Annotated in this window: 18 protein-coding genes; 2 read left to right on the top strand and 16 right to left on the bottom strand. The window is 42.0% G+C overall.

The window, feature by feature from the left end:
- Window positions 1-378: 378 nt before the first annotated feature.
- From LJE12_RS11965 to LJE12_RS11995, 7 genes are all read right to left on the bottom strand, one after another.
- The gene (locus LJE12_RS11965; RefSeq protein ID WP_118571276.1) at window positions 379-1494 is read right to left on the bottom strand and encodes a substrate-binding domain-containing protein; all 1116 of its coding nucleotides are present in this window, start codon (window positions 1492-1494) and stop codon (window positions 379-381) included.
- Window positions 1495-1700: 206 nt separating this feature from the next.
- The gene (locus tag LJE12_RS11970) at window positions 1701-2681 is read right to left on the bottom strand and encodes an ABC transporter permease (protein WP_008705556.1); all 981 of its coding nucleotides are present in this window, start codon (window positions 2679-2681) and stop codon (window positions 1701-1703) included.
- 11 nt (window positions 2682-2692) lie between these two features.
- Window positions 2693-4204, bottom strand: coding sequence for a sugar ABC transporter ATP-binding protein (locus LJE12_RS11975; protein ID WP_008705558.1), 1512 nt, complete (start codon window positions 4202-4204; stop codon window positions 2693-2695).
- A 20-nt stretch (window positions 4205-4224) separates the two neighbouring features.
- Window positions 4225-5202 (bottom strand): ABC transporter permease, encoded by a 978-nt coding sequence (locus LJE12_RS11980; RefSeq protein ID WP_008705559.1) that lies wholly within the window; start codon window positions 5200-5202, stop codon window positions 4225-4227.
- A gap of 184 nt (window positions 5203-5386) precedes the next feature.
- Entirely contained in the window at window positions 5387-6364 is a 978-nt protein-coding gene (locus LJE12_RS11985) for a substrate-binding domain-containing protein (RefSeq protein ID WP_055053739.1), read from the bottom strand.
- Window positions 6351-8156: a sensor histidine kinase gene (locus LJE12_RS11990; protein WP_227226894.1), complete on the bottom strand. Its 1806-nt coding sequence runs from the start codon at window positions 8154-8156 to the stop codon at window positions 6351-6353. The genes LJE12_RS11985 and LJE12_RS11990 overlap by 14 nt, the downstream gene beginning before the upstream one ends.
- On the bottom strand, window positions 8153-9772 hold the full coding sequence (locus LJE12_RS11995; RefSeq protein ID WP_118592774.1) for a response regulator: 1620 nt from the start codon (window positions 9770-9772) through the stop codon (window positions 8153-8155). The genes LJE12_RS11990 and LJE12_RS11995 overlap by 4 nt, the downstream gene beginning before the upstream one ends.
- Window positions 9773-10147: 375 nt before the next feature.
- Here LJE12_RS11995 and LJE12_RS12000 point away from each other — a divergent pair, with 375 nt between their 5' ends.
- The gene (locus LJE12_RS12000; RefSeq protein ID WP_008708382.1) at window positions 10148-10591 is read left to right on the top strand and encodes an RbsD/FucU family protein; all 444 of its coding nucleotides are present in this window, start codon (window positions 10148-10150) and stop codon (window positions 10589-10591) included.
- A gap of 295 nt (window positions 10592-10886) precedes the next feature.
- On the opposite strand, the gene LJE12_RS12005 is transcribed toward LJE12_RS12000, so the two are convergent.
- Together LJE12_RS12005 and LJE12_RS21100 are read right to left on the bottom strand one after the other, a co-directional pair.
- Window positions 10887-12683 (bottom strand): L-fucose isomerase, encoded by a 1797-nt coding sequence (locus LJE12_RS12005; protein ID WP_173681545.1) that lies wholly within the window; start codon window positions 12681-12683, stop codon window positions 10887-10889.
- Between the two features lie 43 nt (window positions 12684-12726).
- Window positions 12727-12795, bottom strand: a complete 69-nt coding sequence (locus tag LJE12_RS21100; RefSeq protein WP_368214656.1) for a DUF6783 domain-containing protein — start codon at window positions 12793-12795, stop codon at window positions 12727-12729.
- A 287-nt stretch (window positions 12796-13082) separates the two neighbouring features.
- Here LJE12_RS21100 and LJE12_RS12010 point away from each other — a divergent pair, with 287 nt between their 5' ends.
- Complete coding sequence (locus tag LJE12_RS12010) at window positions 13083-13931, top strand: AraC family transcriptional regulator (RefSeq protein ID WP_195277791.1); 849 nt, start codon at window positions 13083-13085, stop codon at window positions 13929-13931.
- Window positions 13932-14050: 119 nt separating this feature from the next.
- Here the strand turns inward: LJE12_RS12010 and LJE12_RS12015 are convergent, their stop codons facing one another.
- The 7 genes from LJE12_RS12015 to LJE12_RS12045 form a co-directional block, all read right to left on the bottom strand.
- Complete coding sequence (locus LJE12_RS12015; protein ID WP_055053737.1) at window positions 14051-15133, bottom strand: cob(I)yrinic acid a,c-diamide adenosyltransferase; 1083 nt, start codon at window positions 15131-15133, stop codon at window positions 14051-14053.
- 68 nt (window positions 15134-15201) lie between these two features.
- Window positions 15202-16353: a 1-propanol dehydrogenase PduQ gene (locus LJE12_RS12020; RefSeq protein ID WP_008705567.1), complete on the bottom strand. Its 1152-nt coding sequence runs from the start codon at window positions 16351-16353 to the stop codon at window positions 15202-15204.
- Window positions 16354-16377: 24 nt separating this feature from the next.
- Entirely contained in the window at window positions 16378-17142 is a 765-nt protein-coding gene (locus tag LJE12_RS12025; protein ID WP_008705569.1) for a DeoR/GlpR family DNA-binding transcription regulator, read from the bottom strand.
- Window positions 17143-17209: 67 nt separating this feature from the next.
- Complete coding sequence (locus LJE12_RS12030) at window positions 17210-17758, bottom strand: BMC domain-containing protein (protein ID WP_008705571.1); 549 nt, start codon at window positions 17756-17758, stop codon at window positions 17210-17212.
- A 16-nt stretch (window positions 17759-17774) separates the two neighbouring features.
- Window positions 17775-19103: a 4Fe-4S dicluster domain-containing protein gene (locus LJE12_RS12035; RefSeq protein ID WP_055053736.1), complete on the bottom strand. Its 1329-nt coding sequence runs from the start codon at window positions 19101-19103 to the stop codon at window positions 17775-17777.
- A gap of 4 nt (window positions 19104-19107) precedes the next feature.
- Window positions 19108-19374, bottom strand: coding sequence for a EutN/CcmL family microcompartment protein (locus tag LJE12_RS12040; RefSeq protein ID WP_008705576.1), 267 nt, complete (start codon window positions 19372-19374; stop codon window positions 19108-19110).
- 132 nt (window positions 19375-19506) lie between these two features.
- The gene (locus LJE12_RS12045; protein WP_416387584.1) at window positions 19507-20118 is read right to left on the bottom strand and encodes a phosphate propanoyltransferase; all 612 of its coding nucleotides are present in this window, start codon (window positions 20116-20118) and stop codon (window positions 19507-19509) included.
- Between the last annotated feature and the right edge of the window lie 70 nt (window positions 20119-20188).

Raw genomic sequence — 20188 nt, forward strand, 5'->3', positions numbered from 1 at the left:
TTCCGTTTTCCATATGTCCAAGGATATGACGTCCGCTGGATGCTCCGATATCTACTGCTAAATAATATGCTGCCATTGCAAAACCTCCTCAATATATGAATTTATACGCTCTTCATATCTGATGATTTCATTTTATCTCAACTTACTCCCCCAAAATAAGAACCTTGTTTGTCTGAAAAAGTGTCCTTATTTGCTATTTTGAAATCTATCGTCGAAATAAGTATCTTTACAACTTAATAAAATCATCATTTCCAATCATTGTTTTATTGTTTGAACAACAACGCCGCACTTGCCATACGGCAGTGCGGCGTCTGTATTTGTATTAATAATTAATACTTAATTCTAAGGATTCATTTCCTCTCGATATTTACTTATCGATTAGTCATAAAGGTTAGGAGCGATTTCTTCGCTGTCCATGTTTGTGGAATCATACCAGTATCCATCTGTAGGAACATCTTCAAGTTCCTGTCCGTTAGCTGCTGCTGTCAGAGCGTAGATTGCATAGTAACCCATCATCAGAGGAGACTGTGTAACAGCACCGATGAATGTTCCATCCTGTACAGCGGCTTTAATGATAGAACCAGCATCGAAACCAACACCGATAACATCGCCTGCTCCTGCGTCAGAACCAAGAACGTTCAGGTTAGCATTAGCTGCAAGAACACCTTCTGCTGCTGTCTGGTTGGAACCGAAGATAGCGATGCAGTTTTCCTGAGAAAGGATTGCCTGAGCCTCTGTTGAGCAAAGCTCTACAGTTGTCTGTGCAGGAACAGCGACCTGGATAACAACGTCTGCGTCTGCTTCTTTTGCATCTGCACCTTTAGCTGCGTTTACATAGAACTCGTTACCTTTAACTGCAACTGTTTTTCCGTCAGCCTGAAGCAGTTCGATCATTTTGTCAATAAATCCGCCGCCACGCTGCTGAATATTCTGACCTGTAGCATCCTGGTTAACTTCACCGATGATAACCTGTCCATCTGCATTAGCTACAACATCTTTGATCGCATTGTACATGTTTTCAGCTGCAACAGAACCAGCCTGTGCGTTGTCTGTACAAACTTCACATACTACAGAGCCTTCCGGAGCGTCAGCGATACCTGTATCAAATGTTACTACCGGGATTCCTTTGTCAACGCATTCCTGAAGTGCATCAAGAACGGAAGAAGTATCGCATGCAGCAAGACCTAAACCTGCCGGCTTTGCAGCGATTGCTGTGTTGATCATGTTAACCTGGTCAGCGATATCAGATTCACTGTTTGGTCCCTGTGCCTTGTATGTAACACCAAGTTCATCAGCAGCTTTCTTCATACCTTCCTGAGCTGCATCCCAGTATGTAGACTGGAAAGATTTAACCATCATCGGGAAATCATAAGCTTCATTAGCTTTCAGATCTTTGAACTGTTCCGGCATATCGGCTGCCATAACGCTTGATGCGGACATTCCTGCTACCATTGCTGCACACATAACTAATGCGATCACTTTTTTTGCTTTCATTTAAAATTTCCTCCTTTTAAATATACATTTTTAATATAGTTTTTTTATAAATGATACCCCGGAGGCTTCCTCTCTCGTTCCGCCTTCCCCAAAATACACATATGACAATACTGTCGCCGAACATCCCCTGGAAGCCCTCCGTTGTTTCATATCCTGCTGTTTTGCATCTGTCGTAAGATGCATTTTTCTTTATTCAGTTTTGAAAATTATTTTGCTGCTGCTTTCTTTTCTTTCATGATATCGATCAGTACTGCAATGATAAGAACTGCACCTGTAATGATCTGCTGCCAGTTTGCCTGAAGTCCGATATATGGAAGACCGGTTTTCAGAAGCATGATAACGAAGATACCGGCTAAAGTACCGATTACTGATCCATAACCACCTGTTGCTGCAACACCACCTACGAATACTCCACCGATGGCATCCATTTCAAGTCCAGCACCGGTACCAGGCTGTACAGTTGGTGTAACTGCCGCATATGCGATAGCTGCAAGACCTGTGAAGAGTCCGCATACTACATATACCATAACATGATAGAATTTAACGTTGATTCCCGAAAGAGCTGCTGCTTCTTTATTGGAACCGATCGCGATCGTATAACGACCGAATTTTGTATGATTCAGAACATATTCCATTACAAGGACCAGAATGATCATCCATAAGAAACCGATAGGATAACGGGAAGCACTTCTTCCTGTTCCAACTGTAATCTTAAAGATTGAATGGAACCATCCGCCCTCCTGTGTAAGTCCCGGCCAGGGAGTGGCACTGCACAGGGATCCTGCACCTCGGGTAATCATACAGGTACAAAGTGTTGCAAGGAATGGCGGCAGGTTCATAATACCGATCAGCACACCATTTGCTGCTCCTACAATAATTCCAAGTACAATGCAAAGTAACATTGCAAGTACAACCGGAAGATTATTATTTCTTACCAGAGATCCTGCGATCAATGCGTAACATACCATACCTGTTCCGATTGACAGGTCTACACCTCCTGTAATAAGAGGGAATGTAACACCGATTGCCATCAGAAGATCATAATATGAGAAATCCAGCATACTCAGGATTGTGGTATACTGTCTGAACTCCCTGCTCTTAAAGGAGAAAATTGCAAACAGTACAATAATAACCAGTAATACAATAAATCTCTGATCACTTAAAATACTTTTTTTCTTCTTAGTCATGACTTTCCTCCTTAATTGATGTTCCGTGTTGCATGATTCATAATGTGTTCCTGTGTAGCTTCGGAAATATCAATATTTCCTGTAATCTTACCTTCACACATAACGATAATACGGTCACTCATACGGAGAACTTCTGTCATTTCAGAAGAAATCATGATAATAGATTTACCTTCTGCAGCCAGTCTGTTCATTAACTTGTAAATTTCATTCTTGGCACCAACATCAATACCTCTGGTCGGCTCATCAAAAATAAGAATCTCACTGTCTCGTGTCAGCCATTTTGCGATAACGACCTTCTGCTGGTTACCACCGGAAAGATTGACTACCAGCTGCTCGCAGTTTGGAGTTTTGGTTGCCAGCTCTTTAACGTATTTCTCTGAAACCTCTTTTTCTTTTGATTTATTAATGAAGATACCACTGGTAAATTCTTCCATGGTTGCCAGCGTAGTATTCTCTGTTACAGATTTCTGTACGACACAACCATATCTTCTTCTGTCCTCTGACAGATAACCAATACCATATTTAACTGCATCCTGAGGACTGTTGATAGTTACCTCGCGAAGCTGTCCGTCTTTTCCCCTTATAGAGATCTTTCCACTCTGTTTCGGGTCAGCACCAAACAGTGCTCTTGCTGTCTCAGTACGTCCGGCTCCCATCAGTCCTGAGAAACCAAGAATCTCACCTTTGCGAAGTTCAAAGCTTACATTCTGAACCATCTTACCTGCATTCAGGTTCTCTACCTTAAGAACAACCGGCGCATCTGGTGCAACCATGCTATGTTCTTTTGGATCCTCGTAAATAACACGTCCAACCATCATATTGATGATGTCTTCTTTTGTACTGTCTGCTGTGATCAGAGTTCCTACATAACCACCATCTCGCATGACTGTTACTCTGTCAGTGATCGTTTTGATCTCATCCATACGGTGGGAAATATAAACGATTCCAAGACCTTTCTTACGAAGATCACGGATAATCTCGAATAAGTCTGCAATCTCTTTCTCTGTCAGTGCTGCTGACGGCTCATCAAAGATAATAACCTCTGCTTTGTGGGAAATAGCCTTTGCGATCTCACACATCTGCTGTTTTCCGACGGTAAGATTGTTCATCTTTTCTTTTGGATTGATTTCAATGTTCAGTTCCTGAAAGAGTTTTTTGGAATCTTCGATCATTTTCTTATCATCAATGCTGAACCCTTTCTTTGGTTCACGTCCGATAAAAATATTCTGAGCTACGGTAAGATCACCTACCATGTTCAGCTCCTGATGCACGATTACAACACCTGCATCCTGCGCTTCTCTTGTGTTATGGAATTCAGTTTCCTTTCCTTTATAGGTAATGGATCCTGAATCTTTCTGATAAATACCGGTAAGAACTTTCATCAATGTAGACTTTCCGGCACCGTTTTCTCCCATAAGAGCATGTACTTCGCCGCGTTTCACTTCAAAATTAACGTGATCCAGAGCATGAACTCCAGGAAAGGACTTATCAATGTCCTTCATAGTCAAAATAACTTCACCCATTGTTACATCCTCCCTTCCGATCAGTTCTTTCTGCGTCTTGCAGAAACGTCGACATAAACTGCTACAATTACGATAAGTCCTGTGATGATCATCTGCTGACCTTTACCAAGACCAAATGCCATGATACCCTGCTGAAGAAGAGAAATGATAAATACACCGATGACTGTACCGCCGATAGAAGCAAGTCCGCCAACCATGGATGTACCACCCATTACACAGCCTGCAATCGCTTCATTGTTGTACTGATCGCCGTATCCAGGCTGAACAGTTGTATAAGCGCCAACAAAGAAAATTGCTCCGATTCCTACAAGAACACCGCAGATCACATAAGCAAGCATTCTCCATTTTTTTGTATTAACACCGCTGAGTCTTACTGCTTCGCTGTTAGAACCAAGACAAAGGATATAACGTCCCGGTTTTGTGTTATAAAGAATAATTCCACAGATCACTGCTGCTGCCAGGAAAATCACAAGTCCTACAGGGAATCCCTTATAGGAGATAAGATTTCTGAACCATCCGTTTACAGGATCACTTCCCAGTGGCCAGCTGACGGACTGTGTCTTTGTAAATACAGATGCAATACCTTTTGCAATGTTCATAGATGCCATGGAAATGATAAATGGCGGAACTGACATATAAGATACCATCCAGCCATTAAACACGCCAAATGCAAATCCGATCAGGATACAGATCACCATTGCTGCTGCACAAGGTACATGATAAGATGTCATGCAGTAACCTGAGATCAGGGCACAGCAGAACATTACAGGTCCAATGGAGAAATCGATTCCTCCAGTGGCAATTACAAATGTTACTCCAAGTGACAGAAAGCCCAGGAAGTATACATAGTTCAAAGTAGATTTGATACTGTCACCTACAGGGAACTTACTTCCCAGAACTACTTTGAAGACTACGAACATAAGAACCAGAATACATGCTAACAGTATTCTGTTCAGACCGAGTTTCTTCACAATTGGATTTTGTTTCAACTTTTCCAAGTTTTTCACCCTCCTTACGTTATTTCGTATCTCTCTTTGTTTTCTATATCTTACCTTACCTGTCGGATAATTGTAATGAAATATCTTCCAAAAAAAGGTTAAATATTTCCTTTTTTTCATCCGGAAATATTTAACCTTTTTGCTTCTTTTATCCTTATATTACGCAGTCGTTTCAACGCGTCAGTCAGCTAAACGGGAAGATAAGCCGTTCAATATCACTGTTATACATATTCTCCGGCGTAACCAGCTCGCATCCTGAATCAATATTCTTCTCTACTGCATCCCCGTTAAGCATATGAATGGTTTCTTCCACTCCGATATACCCCATCCGGAATGCTTTCTGCACAATAATTCCCTTATAAACGCCCATTTCCATAAGATTGATGGCCTCCTGGGAACAGTCCACACCAACTACTGCGATCTTATCTTTCGCTCCTGCATCACTGACTGCTCTTCCCACACCAACTGCAGAATATTCGTTCATTCCTGCAATCAGTTCCAGATCCGGATATTTCCTCATCAGTTCCTGCGCCAGTTCATAGGATTTCTCATAGAGTGAGTTACAGTAGACAATATCTACTATGTTATCAGCATAGTCACCAAGACCTTCCCTGAATCCCTGTTCTCTCTCCACAGCCGTGGAAACACCTTTTACATGGCTGACAATGGCTATCTTTGAATCTTTATCGATTAATTTTCTGGCATACTCTCCTAACATCCTGCCCGCATTCACATTATCTGTGGCAACTGTGAGATCCTGCAGTTTTTCTTTTGTATAGGAATCAATATAGGTAATACGGATTCCTTTTTCTTTTGCTTCCTTCAGAAGTTCATCTGATGCATCCATGCTGGAAGGAGAAAACAGAATCGCATCCGGTTTCTGCTCAATGGCTTTTTTCAGAAGTTTATTCTGTTCTTCTATATTCTCTTCTTTATCCGGAGCCAGGATTTCAAGGTCAGATTCATATTCCTCTGCCGCCATCTTACAGCCGGATATTACCGAAGTCCAGAAATCATTGGTGTTATCCCTGATCTTTGGAATATAAATGAGGGAGCATTTTTTCGTCTGTGTCGCCTCCGGTTTCAGGATTCCGGCAAAAATCACCACTGCTGCCGCCATAAGGATTGCAACTGTTATAATTTCTTTTTTATGACTTTTCATGGGATTCCTCCTGTATTCCGGGAATTACAACAGATGCTGTGGTTCCCTTTCCTTTTTCACTGTGATAGATAATGCCATAATCTTTTCCATAATATAAAACCAGACGCTGCTGCACATTGTACACCCCAACTCCATTGGAACGGTAATTCACCTTATGCTTATCATAAATATGTTTCAGGGTTTCCTCATCCATTCCCACACCATCGTCCGTAATATCGATTACTGCATTCTCACCTTTCATATATCCATGTACTGTCAACAGTCCTTTACTGTCTTTATATTTTAAGCCATGATAAATTGCATTCTCCACGAGCGGCTGCAATACCAGACGAATGATAGGTACCTGTGTAATGGATGGATCTGCCTTTATCTCAAATTCCAGCTTATCCTTGTAGCGCATCTTCTGGATCGTGAGGTAACTTCTGACATATTCAATCTCCTGTCCGACTGTTACAAGCTCATCCTCATTGCTGATACTCTGTCTGAGCAGTCGCGCCAGAGAAGCCGTCATTATCACCACTTCCTCATTCTTCTTTCCTTCAGCCATCCAGATAATAGAATCCAGCGTATTGTACAGAAAGTGCGGATTGATCTGCGACTGCAGAGCTTTCAGTTCTATTTTTCTCTTCTGCTCCTGCTCCTTTACATTCTGCTCCATTAATTCCCTTATCCTGTGCGTCATCACATTAAAAGATCTGGTAAGACTTCCTATTTCATTGTCAGAAATCACCTTTATATCTTCAATATCAAAATTTCCTTTCTGCACACTTTTCATAGAATCACGAAGCTTCTGGATCGGCAGCGTAATATTTCTGGCAATCAGGCTGGAAATCAGAAGAGCAACTATGATCAGCCCCACTGCTACCAGCACATAAATACTTCTTGTCTGTCTGCTGTTTCGTAAAAGTTCAGACATATTCATGCATCCCACAATAGTCCATCCTGTGATATCAGAATGGGACAGTGCATAAATTTTCTCGTCATCTCCCTTTCCGACAGTAACAATATCTGATTTTGCATTCATAACAAGTGAAATGTTCTCTGTCTGCAGTTCATTATATAACTGCTGCTGTTGTGGATGATAAACGATATTTCCATTCTGATCAAGAATAAAAACATATCCTTTATCTCCCATGCTGCTCTGCGCACAGAGTTCACTGATCGCACTGTAATTCAGATCCAGAAAAACTACTCCATCCTCTGCTTCTGTTCCTGTATAATTGCGGATTCCTCTGCTGAGTGTGATGACCCATGGTCTTTCTCCCTTTATCACATTCTGCACATGAGATGATGTCAGATTATACCGGTCATATTTTCCGACTGCATCTGCATACCATGGCTGTGTATTAAGATCTACATATGTATTTCTCACAGATAATCCATTGTCAAACAGAGATGGAGTATTCTTATCCTCTCTGACAATCCCGATATTTCTGATATCCGCCCTGCCCTTCAGGATCGTTTTAAACTGTTCCACAAGACGCTGTCTGTATTCACTGTAATTTTCATCCTTTGTGGCTCCATGTCCTTTTTCACTGTACAGATATTTATAAGCATCACCGCTTTGCGCGATCACTGACGCAATATTATCCATATAACTGATATACGAATCTATATTCTGATTCAGCTGTTTGATGATCGTCTGTGTATACATGACAGAATTTTCATAAATAGATGAATTCGTATATCTCAGAGATACCACTGTCACAACCAGCACAGCACTTAATACCAGGATCGACACCGCACAGAAAATAGAACTCTGAATACTCTTAAATTTTGAAGAAATCTTCATCGGCGTTTCTCCCTTGCATATTCGGTAGGTGTTTTTCCTGTCATCTTCTTAAATGAAATTCCGAAATAGTGTGGATCTGAAAATCCTACTTTTTCCGCAATCTCATAATTCTTCAGAGTTGTATTCTCCAGGAGTTCCTTCGCCTTCTCCATTCTGATCCTGGTAAGTGATTCGATAAATGTTTCCCCTGTCATCTCCTTAAAAATAGTACTGAAATAGCTGGTACTGATATTCAGATAAGAACAGATACTGTTCAGACTCAGATCCGGATCCATATAATTTTTCCGGATATAATCCATAGCCATCATTCCCTGCCTCTGGCCGCTGGAACTATTCAGATCCTGAAGTGATTCAAAAACTCCTTCAGCATACTTCTTCACCAATGTCACTGCTTTATCAAAGGTTTTTGCCTGAGAAACTTCTTTCAGAAGCTTCTCTCTCTGAGCAATGATCTTTTCCGGATCATCACTCAGGGACTGGCAGGTATTTCCGATGGCACGTATCACCTGCTGAAGATAAATGCAGGCATAGCTTTTCTCCACCAGTGCCCCTTTGATCTCATGCTCGATCTGCTCCAGGATTTCTGTCACTTTCTGCCTGTTTCCGACCTTTATCTCTTCTGTCAGTGTTTCCAGAGATTTTATAAGATTAATACTGTTGTCCGTTTTCTTTTCTTCCATATCCAAAAGGAGGCTGCCTCCCAGCAGATACCGATAGCCAATGGCTTTCTCAGCAAGCTTATAGGAATAGACCAGTTCCTGAGGTGATCTCACCCAGCTTCCGATTCCTATAGAAGTTTCAATCCCGATCACTTCTTTTACTTTCTGCTGGATTTCCTGACAGATACTATGTATTTTGTCTCCGAATTCTCTGGATCTGCATCCTGTAAATATAATGCATACCCGATTGCTGCCTTCCTGATAAGCAACACCTGCGTTCTCTCTGGTCACAATTTCATTGCTTATATTAAAAAGTACAAAGGACATCAGTGCGCTTTCCTGCTGTTTATGCATATCTACCTGATACATTTCTGAGTAAGTGTCCATATCAAAAACAGCTACTCTGTAGCTCGAACAGTCAAAGCTGATCCCCAGCTTTTTCAGTTCCAGAAGACTTACCTGTACATCTCTGGTACAATTTACAAGAGTCTCCAGTGCTTTCGACCGGATGACATCCACATTCTTGTGGTAATCCTTTGAAGTCTGCGACAGGGATTCCATTTTTTTCTGTTCTTTTTTTCTGGAATCCAGTTTCTCTTTCATATTCCGGAGCACTTTTGTCAGTTCCATTGCTGTGACAGGTTTGAGCATATATTCACTTACATTATAACGGATTGCTTTCTTCGCATATTCAAATTCCCCAAAACCGCTGAATATAACAATAAGAATATCCGGATAATTATCATGAAGAAACTCGCTCAGTTCCATACCATCCATATAAGGCATACAGATATCTGTCAATACAACATCCACCTTGTGGCTCTGCACAAATTCCACTGCCTGTCTGCCATTCTCACAATCCCCCACAAGCTCACAGTCCAGGCTTTTCCAGTCAATGTTCTCCCTGATTGCATCCCTGACCAGGATTTCGTCGTCTACCAATAATATTTTGTACATATTAAATTTTATCCCCCATAAGATCCAGGCATCATCCCCTGCCTGATAACCCAATAAAAATTACTACTTCCTTTTACTTATTTAACCAAATCAGGTAAAACCTCCGCAAAGCAGCTATTCGGTTATAAGCGAACAGTAAAGCAGGTTTCGAATATCTGCGTGATTCACTATAATGATAATAGCATATTTATACTATTTTTTCAATTTTTTCAATATATTTTTGTGCATTTCATACAGCTCCGTGTGTTACTGTTTCCTCCGCTGTAAACTATAAAAATTTACTCTTTTTGCGTAAAATATTGCCTTGAATAATCTGATTTTTTTCATTAAACTGTTTACAATGATTTTCAGAATTTTGAAAGGAGAATACAAATTATGTTAAAGGGAATTCCTGAAATTTTATCACCGGAATTATTAAAAGTTTTATGTGAAATGGGACACAGCGATCGTCTTGTTATCGCAGACGGTAACTTCCCTGTTGAATCTATGGGAAAGAATGCCATCACTATCCGCTGTGACGGACATGGTGTACCGGAAATCCTGGATGCGATCCTCAAACTGTTTCCACTGGATACTTATGTAGAGCATCCTGTAAATCTCATGGAAGTTATGCCTGGCGATAATGTAGAAACACCAATCTGGGATACATATAAAGAAATCGTTGCCAAATATGACGAGCGCGGCGATAAAGCGGTTGGAAATATTGAACGTTTCGCTTTCTATGAAGAAGCCAAAACTGCATATTGCATTATTTCCACAAGCGAAAAAGCTCTGTATGCAAATATAATGCTTCAGAAAGGTGTTGTAATCAACAACTGATTTTGCTTTATCTTTTCGTTACTGTTCACAGTAACGTAGCCAAAATTCATTCCAGATTGCCTGCGGCAATGGAATTTTGACTTGTATGTCTCGGGATTTTGGCATATTCATGCCAAATATCATTTTTACACATTATACACACATCACACATACATATATATACAACAGGCTGGTATCTGTACACACAGATATCAGTTTGTTTTTTTGATTCCCCCTGATACAAACAGCCGCCCAAAGTCAGATCATCTCCAACTCCGGGCGGCCGATATACATTCTTACATATCGGTTTTATTTATTATTTGTAAAGAGGTCCATAATTCTTGCATGCTCTGAAATCTGCACCTTCTTTATCCATTCCAAATGCATTCCATGCTGCCGGACGATAGATATCTTTCTCAGGAACATTGTGCATGGATACAGGAATTCTCAGCATAGAGCACATTGTGATAAGATCTGCACCAATGTGTCCGTAGGAGATTGCTCCATGGTTTGCACCCCAGTTGTTCATTACATCATAAGCTGTCTTGAACGGTCCTTCTTTGCCATCGCATCTTGGAGCAAACCATGTACATGGCCATGTATAGTCTGTACGTTTCCACAGCTTGTCAGATACTTCTTCAGGAAGAGCTACTGTCCATCCTTCAGCGATCTGCAGAACCGGTCCAAGTCCTTTTACAAGGTTCAGACGGATCATTGTTGCAGGCATCTGGGCACGTGTTTCATAACGGCTGGAGTATCCGCCTCCACGGAAATATCCGTTGTCAGCCATACACCATTCTGTGTTTTCCATGATTGCTTTCTGGTCTTCTTCTGTGATATCCCACCACTGTTTCATAACAGCTGTTCCATCAGCTTCTTTTGCTTCTCCGTTAGCATCAAGGCAGGCAGCACCGGAGTTGATCAGGTGAAGGAAACCGCCGGCTTCTTTTGCTACGCCCTCAAGGTCATATCCTGTAGCTTTCTTAACAGCCTCCGGGCTCCAGTATGTACGAACGTCAGCGAAAATCTGTGCTCTGTTTGTAAGAAGTTTCATGAACAGCATTCCAAGTCCGTTAAGAACATCGTTCTCTGTAGCCAGGATGTATGGTTCACGTGCTCCGTTCCAGTCAAAAGAAGTGTTCAGCATAGCTTCTGCAAAGTCACCGTTCGGATAGAAATCTGTCCACTGTCTCTGTCCCTGGAAACCGGCTGCCAGAGCATTGTGTCCGATTGCTTCTTCGGAGAATTTAGGATCAAGGTTGTCACAGCCATTCATCAGTTCTTTGATGATAACTGCCATCTTAACTACAAACTCAAACTGCTCTTCTTTCTTCTCCGGAGAGAACTGAAGTTCTTCAGGGTTCTTGTCCCAGCCGATCTTACAGGTTTCTTTTGCCCATTTCAGAGCTTTCTCAAATTCTGCGTGATCATAGATACCCTCTGTCATACGACGGATGATCTCTACCTCATCAACAGACTCAACTCTCATTCCAAGATAAGATTCGATGAAATCGGAATCAATGATAGATCCGCCGATACCCATTGTTACAGAACCGATCTGCAGATAGGATTTTCCTCTCATGGATGCTGCTGCAACTGCTGCGCGGCCGAATCTTAACAGTTTTTCTTTAACATCTTCCGGAATAGATGTATCATCAGCTTCCTGAACATCATGTCCATAGATACCGAATGCCGGAAGTCCTTTCTGTGCATGTGTTGCAAGTACAGATGCAAGGTATACAGCACCAGGTCTTTCTGTTCCGTTGAATCCCCATACAGCTTTGATCGTCTGTGGATCCATATCCATTGTCTCAGCACCGTAGCACCAGCATGGTGTAACTGTAAGAGTGATATCTACGCCTTCTTTACGGAATTTATCTGCACATGCAGCGCTCTCTCCAACACGTCCGATGGTTGTATCAGCGATTACAACTTTAACCGGTTCACCGTTGGAATATCTTAAATTCTCTTCAAATAATTTAGCAGCTGATTTCGCCATATTCATTGTCTGATCTTCCAGAGATCCACGAACATCCAGTGCTCCTCTACGACCATCGATAGTAGGTCTGATACCAATTACCGGATAGCTGCCAATTAATCTGCTCTTTGCCATAATAAAATACCTCCTGATAAATTATTGTAAGATTCCCGCAGGATCATTTCCTGCTAGAGCGTGTCTGAAAAAGGCTTTCTGCAAGATGTGCGTCACACTTTGCGGGAATGATTTTTCAGACACGCTCTAACCCCCAAGATTACATTTTCACTTTTCGCAGCATCTTCTGACTGCAAATATAACAAAAATAATAACCTCTACACCTGTTGTGCCAAGTAGCCCGATAACCACTGTTCACTCCGTTCACAGCAGCCTGACCACTCAACTTTGTTACTGATATCTATTATATAATTGCATTCAGAAAATTACTTGTGTTATAATAGCAAAAAACAGTACAATATTCACTTTTTCTGTTTTAATCATAAAATTTCTGTAAATTTTGTAAGGAGGAAAGTTCTTTTGCATGATTTAAACCATAATGAAGACCGTCCAAGAGGCACTTATGAGTTTCCATTTGAGTTTCATCACATCGATCATACACATCCCAGATATGTCATGTCTTATCACTGGCATGTGGAATATGAAATAATTCGTATTCTGGAAGGTTCTCTTACTGTCACTTTAGACGAAAAAAGTTTTACAGCAGTTAAGAATGATGTCATTTTTGTACATAGCGGAATTCTTCATTCAGGAATTCCCCATGATTGTGTATATCAGTGCATTGTTTTTGATATGAACACTTTTTTGAAAAACAATCCTGTATGCGGAGAATATATCCAGAAAATCCTGCATCAGGAAACAATGCTTTTTCCACATTTTTCAGATGAGCATCCACAGATTCTGAACTGTATTTCTGTTCTGTTTGATGCCATGTATGAAAAAGATACCGGATATGAGCTGACTGTATTTGGACAATTTTACCACTTTTTTGGTTTGATTTTCAGTAATCATTACTTTATCGAAAATCCTACCCGAACGCGCAGAGACTATAAACGTATTCTCCAGTTGAAGCAGGTTCTGGAATTTATCGAAAAAAATTATGCCAATCCTATCACACTTCAGGAACTGTCTGCTTCTGTCTCTATGTCACCGAAATATTTCTGCAAATTTTTTTCGGAAATGACCCATCAGACTCCTGTAGATTATCTGAACAGACAGCGAATCGAAGAAGCCTGTTTCCAGCTGGCAGCTACTGATGATTCAATCACAGAAATTGCTTACAGGAACGGATTTAATGATCTGAGTTATTTTATACGTACTTTTAAGAAATACAAAGGCATGACTCCCGGGAAATATAAGCGAAGATAAATCAGTACATCGCAAAAAGACCAGAACAGCTCTCTTCAGAACTGTTCTGATCTTTTTAATACTCCTTCACAACTGTCTGGTGCCTTCAACAGCGGACTGCCAAATAGTTGTCATCCATCTTACAATATTTCATTTAACACAGACTGACCATACTCTGCCAGACTATGGTCTTCTTCTCCTGTACCGCCGCTGATTCCAAGTCCACCGATAATTGTATTTCCGGACTTCAGCGGAATACCGCCGCCGAAAATAACGATTTTTCCACCATCCAGCTTGTCAACGCCATAAAAGGTTCCTCCGGGCTGTGCGATCTTCGAAAGTTCCATTGTAGACATCTTCACTGCCACTGCAGTATAAGCTTTCTTCATTGCCACATCGAAGCTTACAAGGAATGCTCCATCCATCACATGGACCGCAACCGGATTTCCTTCCGGATTGCAGACCGCGATTACCGCACGCTGCCCTCTGCGCACAGCTTCCTGCTCCAGTCTCTCGATCAGTTTCTTCGCTGTATCCAATGTTATCCTGCTCTGAATTCCCATTCGTTTAAGAACCTCCTGGATGACGGCTTCATTGATATCTGCCGTCTTTTTTAATACATCTGTATTACTGTCGGACGGTTCCGGCAATGCATCTGTATTATTATCAGACGTTTTCGCCAATGCACCCGCATGATCATCAGACAGTTCCACTGAAAGATCAGAGTAATACTCTATATATCTCGCCAAAATATACAGATAATCCGAAAGGCGGTTAAGAAATCTCTTACTCTCTGTATCTGCGCCAAACTTCACGCTGACCTGTGCAAGGCAGCGCTCTGTTCTTCTGGCAACAGTACGTGCAATATCTATCTCTGCAGCCAGTCGGCTCTTTCCTGTAAGCTTCTCCGGAACAGGCTTTTCGCACAGTGCTTCCAGTTTATCTGTTTCCGCCTCCAACACTGCTGTTTCCTTTTCACTGACTTTACAGTCACGATCATATGGGTTACTGACTCCCGCTGCGATCAGATCAAGATTCTTTTGAATACGTTCAAGAAGCTGAAGTATTTCTGACTGACGGAGCATACTTTTTACAAGTTCAATATGACTATTCAGTTCATCAGCCTCACCCATAAGGCGGATACGGTCATCAGACTTGGAAATATTACCAGCATGAGCCATATCTGTAATTCCTCTGTCTCCTCTTTTTGTATAAATACTCATCTCTTCTCCATCTCCTGTATCTGATTTCAGCAGCAGTCAGCATCTGCCGGAAATTATTGTCTTCATTTTCAGAATGACCATAATTTCGTATAAATCTTTATAATATCTTCTTTAGTCGGAACTCTCGGATTATTCACTGTGCAGGCATCTGCAAGTGCTGCGTCTGCCATCTTGTCAATTGCTGCAAAATATTCTTCCGGTGCAATTGTTCCCAGTTCCTGAATCGTCAGCGGAATATTCATCTCTTTCTGCATAAACTGAATCCAGTTTACCAGAGAACGGACCGTCATTACTTTATTATAATTGCTCAGTCCGAGAATGTGCGCAACATTGGCGTATCTCTTTACAGCCGGAAGATACTCTTTCTGGCTCTTACTGTGCTTATTGATATCAGAATTAAATTCTACGATATGCGGAAGCAGCATAGCATTTGCCCTTCCATGCGGAATATGGAACATTGCTCCCAGCTGATGAGCCATGCTGTGAGTGATTCCAAGACCTGCTGTATTAAAGGATAAACCAGCCAGACAGGAAGCTACATGCATTTTTTTACGCGCATGCATATCACTGCCGTCCAGATATGCTCTCAGCAGAAATACCCCGCAAATTTCAATCGCTTTCTCCGCAAGTGCAGAAGAGAATTCATTATGTGCAGTACTTACGTATGATTCCAGCGCATGTGTAAACACGTCCATACCAGTATCCGCTGTGATGGCCGGCGGAACACTCCTTACAAGTTCTGCATCCAGAATTGCTTCATCTGCTGTAAGGCTCTCTGAGATCAGCGGATATTTTACATGTGCTGCAGTATCGTTTACTACTGCAAAAGAAGTAACTTCTGATCCGGTGCCACTTGTCGTCGGAATTGCGATCAGACCTACTTTTCCGTAATTGTTGATCTTCAGTGCAAATTCTCTGATTGCCTTGGAAGAATCAATCGCAGAACCACCACCGACTGCAACAACTGCTTCCGGCTGATATTCCAGGAACTTCTTTACCCCTTCTGCAATCTTGTCCACAGGTGCATCCGGCACAACGTCATGGAAAATATCGTATTCAATACCTGCACTGTTTAAAGGAGCCGTGATCAGATTGATCATTTTACTTTGTACCACAAATGGATCTGTTATAATGAGAACCCTTTTATACGGGATCTCTTTTAATCTGTCTAACGCGTTATCCCCAAAATGGATCGCGGTTTTCATCTCAAAAGTATTCATTGTATCATACTCCTATTTTCTTTGTCAGACAGGATATAGGCATTTTACATTAAATTTCTCAAAGTGCTTCTTCCAACGTTCTGTCGGTTCTTTGTCCGTCACTATAATATCTACTTCTTTCATGCTTCCAGCTACGGAAAACGCTGTCTGATCAAATTTAGAACTGTCAACAACCAGAATTCTCTTTCGTCCGGAACCGATCATCGCTCTCTTGGTAGAGCCAAAAGCTTCCTGCGATTCCATAATCCCCCATTCCAGATCCAGCGCCTTACACGAAAAGATAACCTTATCTACATAATAAGAACGTATGGATTCGTCTGTCTTTGATCCAAGAAAAGCCAGATATCCTTCTTTCATTACGCCTCCGGTGGAGATAATGTTCCACCCGGATACATCAGCTAACTCCAGAAGTATTTCCATGGAATTGGTAATTACGGTAAGACGTTCTTTTTCCTTTAATGCTTTCGCCACAAAAACTGCCGTAGTACTCGCATCCAGAAAAATATGATCTCCGTCTTTCACAAGGGAAGCTGCAAGTTCAGCCATTTTCTGCTTTCCTGTAACATTCTGGTTCTTACGTACATTAAAAGGCAAATCAATGCTTACATCCTCATTGATCACAGCACCGCCATAACTTTTTATCGCAAGTCCTTCCTTTTCAAGTTTATCCAGATCACGGCGTATGGTCTCTTCAGAGACGTCATAAAGCTGGCTCAGCTCGCTGACCACCACTCGCTTTTCTGCCTGTAATTTTTCGAGAATCAGATTTCTTCTCTCCAGTGCAAGCATATCTTTGCCTCCTTTTTTCGAGAAATTTTTTATAAGTGTCAGGGTCAGAAACTTCTTACCCCGGATATTATAAAATACTGTCGATCATTCTTCTGTCAGGATGTGCGATAACGGAAGAATCCAGGTACATACCCTTGGCAGCTACAAGTTCTTTTGCCCTGTCAATGGAAGCCTCTACCGCAGAAACTTCACCGGTGATCATCATATATGATTTTCCGCACATACCTTTGGCAATACGAAGTTCTATCAGATCTACGATCGCAGTCTTAGCTGCCTGGTCTGCTGCTTCGATAATGGAAGCTGCATCATAAGTTTCAAGAATTCCCAGCGCACTGATATCTTCTACCTGAGTAGTTCCGTAAATTGCCGGGAAAATGGATTCATGCGGATTGCCCAGCACAAAGCTGTCAATGCATTTATCCTCATATGTAGTTACTGCCGTATCAACGGCGGCCTTTACCGCACTTAAGTCACCGGTAATAATTGCAATATATTTACCAGGACATACGGTCTGTGCCTCGACGATCTCTACCTCAGATGTTTTTACCATAGCATCTGCTGCAGTAACGCCTGTAGATGTGGTTTTAAATTCAATCATTCCGATTGCTTTACTCATTTTGTGCACGTCCTTTCTACTTTACTGCAATAATAATGTAACGGTCTGTTACTTCTGTTACTTTACCGCTGACAGAAGCATGAATACCAACGCTTAAGCCCTGTGCCGGCTGTGCGATCATCTGCCCTCTTGTTACCTCATCACCGGCTTTGACCACTGCCTGTGCAGGTGCTCCGATGTGCTGGCTCAATAATATCCTTACTTTCTTAACCTGTACAAGTTCTTCTTTCAGAGGAGCATCCTTGTCATATCTCGTAAGACCAAGTCGCGCCATCAGACGTTCTTCCGGAACCTTACGGTATTCTCTGGATTCCTGTACCGGTTTCGGCTGTACACCCTGCGGAGGACGGATACCTGCTTTTCTCAGACCGCCCTTCATATCTGCGAGAAGACTTCTCGGTGCAAGACTCTGAGGACATGAGTACATCTCACATACACCGCAGGAACTGCAGAAGGAAGCATCTATATATGGATTCAGGTCTCTGAAATCATTATTTGATGCAGCTCTCATAAATTTCGCCGGATCGATCGGATGTCCCAGATTATGTCTCGGACATAAATCTGTACAGGTATTGCACTGGCAGCAGATAGATGCTGCACGTTTTAAATCTATGGAAGAAGTCCGCTGCTTCTTCGCTACAATAAGATGGTCTTTTGGAAGGACCAAAATCGCATTTGTTGTCTTTGTCACCGGATCTGAACCATTTCCGATACGCCCCATCATCGGGCCGCCTACGAAATAGACAGGATCCTTCACTGTTGTGCTGCCTGCCTGTGCTACCACTTCCTCCAGAGTACATCCCAGGGGAACTCTCACTGTAACAGGATCACTTACTTCTGCAACAACAGATACATATTTGTCTGTAACCGGCTGCTTCTCTTCCACAGCACGATATACATTGTATACAGTTTCAACGTTAAATACAGCTACTCCCTGCTCGATCGGCAGTCCTCCCGGCCGTACTACTCTTCCGGTTGCCTCATAAATAAGTACAACCTCATCTCCCATCGGATAAACTTCGTCCAGAAGATGCAGCCTCATGCCAGGAAATTCTTCAATATGCTGATTTAATGCATGAATTGTCTGTACATAAGACTTCTTAATTCCAATAATTGCTTCAGAAGCACCAACCGTCTCCTGGATCATATGGAATGTTTTCATAATTTCATATGCGTGTTTTTCCAATAACTGTCTGTGTAATTTCAGTAATGGTTCACACTCTGCACAGTTCATAAGAATGATATTAGCCTTGTCTGTAAGCTTCATATAAGTAGGGAATCCGGCTCCGCCGGCACCTACCACACCATTCTGCTGTATAATATCCTGTAATTCTTTGATTTCCATGGCGTTACTCCAATCCTGCACCGTCATCAATAATACCGACAATTGCGGCATCTACTGGTGCTGTTTCTACGCCGCAGCCTATTCTTGCTGCGCTTCCCTGTGCCACCAATACATATTCACCAACTCCGGCTCCGATCATATCGATCGCAACCAGCTGGCTCAGGTCGCCTTTCATATGATGCACAGGCTCGATAATCATAAATTTACTTCCAATCAGCTTCTCACTCTTTCGTGTGGATACCACACTTCCTACAACTTTGCCTACGATCATATGAGCCTCCAAATTGTTTCTGATAATAATATTGGGGGCAAATACTTCTGCCCCCAATTAACGCTTAAGGGTTTCTGTTCAAAAACCTTATCGTGCAGGCACGAACGGCTTTTTGACCTTTGGCCCCCGATATTATTTAATTATTGTTACGGTAGTGCCTGTAGCAATCTTTGCTGCATTTGCTTCATCTGTATCAATATGCATTTCCAGTGTAAAGCTGTCGTCTACACGGATCTTGACCTGATTGAAGATGGTTCCTCTCTCATTATCTGCCTTTACTGATACGATATCGCCGTCCTTCACACCTGCAGCCTGTGCATCTTTCGGAGACATATGTATATGGCGCATTGCCACGATACATCCCTCTTTCAGATAAACTGCTCCTTTGGGACCTATGATTGCGATTGGTGCACTTCCTGCAACGTCTCCGGATTCGCGAACCGGAACATTCATTCCAAGCTTAATGGCATCTGTCGCAGATACCTCAACCTGTGAAGCTTTACGCACCGGTCCAAGGATTCTTACATTCTCAATGGCACGAAGTTTCAGTCCCACAATGGTAACTGTTTCATTAGAAGCAAACTGACCTCCCATCAGCTCTTTCTTCTTCGTAAGCTGATATCCGGGTCCGAACAATGCTTCTACATGTTCCTGTGTCAGGTGAATGTGTCTTGCGGAAACCCCGATGGGAACCATGAATCCATCGCCTTTTTTTTCATTCTGATTGATTGCCTGAATGACCATTCTGGTAATCAGTTCAATATTATTAGATTCCAAGAATACACCTGCTTTCTGTCAAATATGACGGATTATA

The organism is Blautia sp. DFI.6.71, assembly GCF_020593585.1.
GTDB lineage: Bacteria > Bacillota > Clostridia > Lachnospirales > Lachnospiraceae > Blautia_A > Blautia_A wexlerae.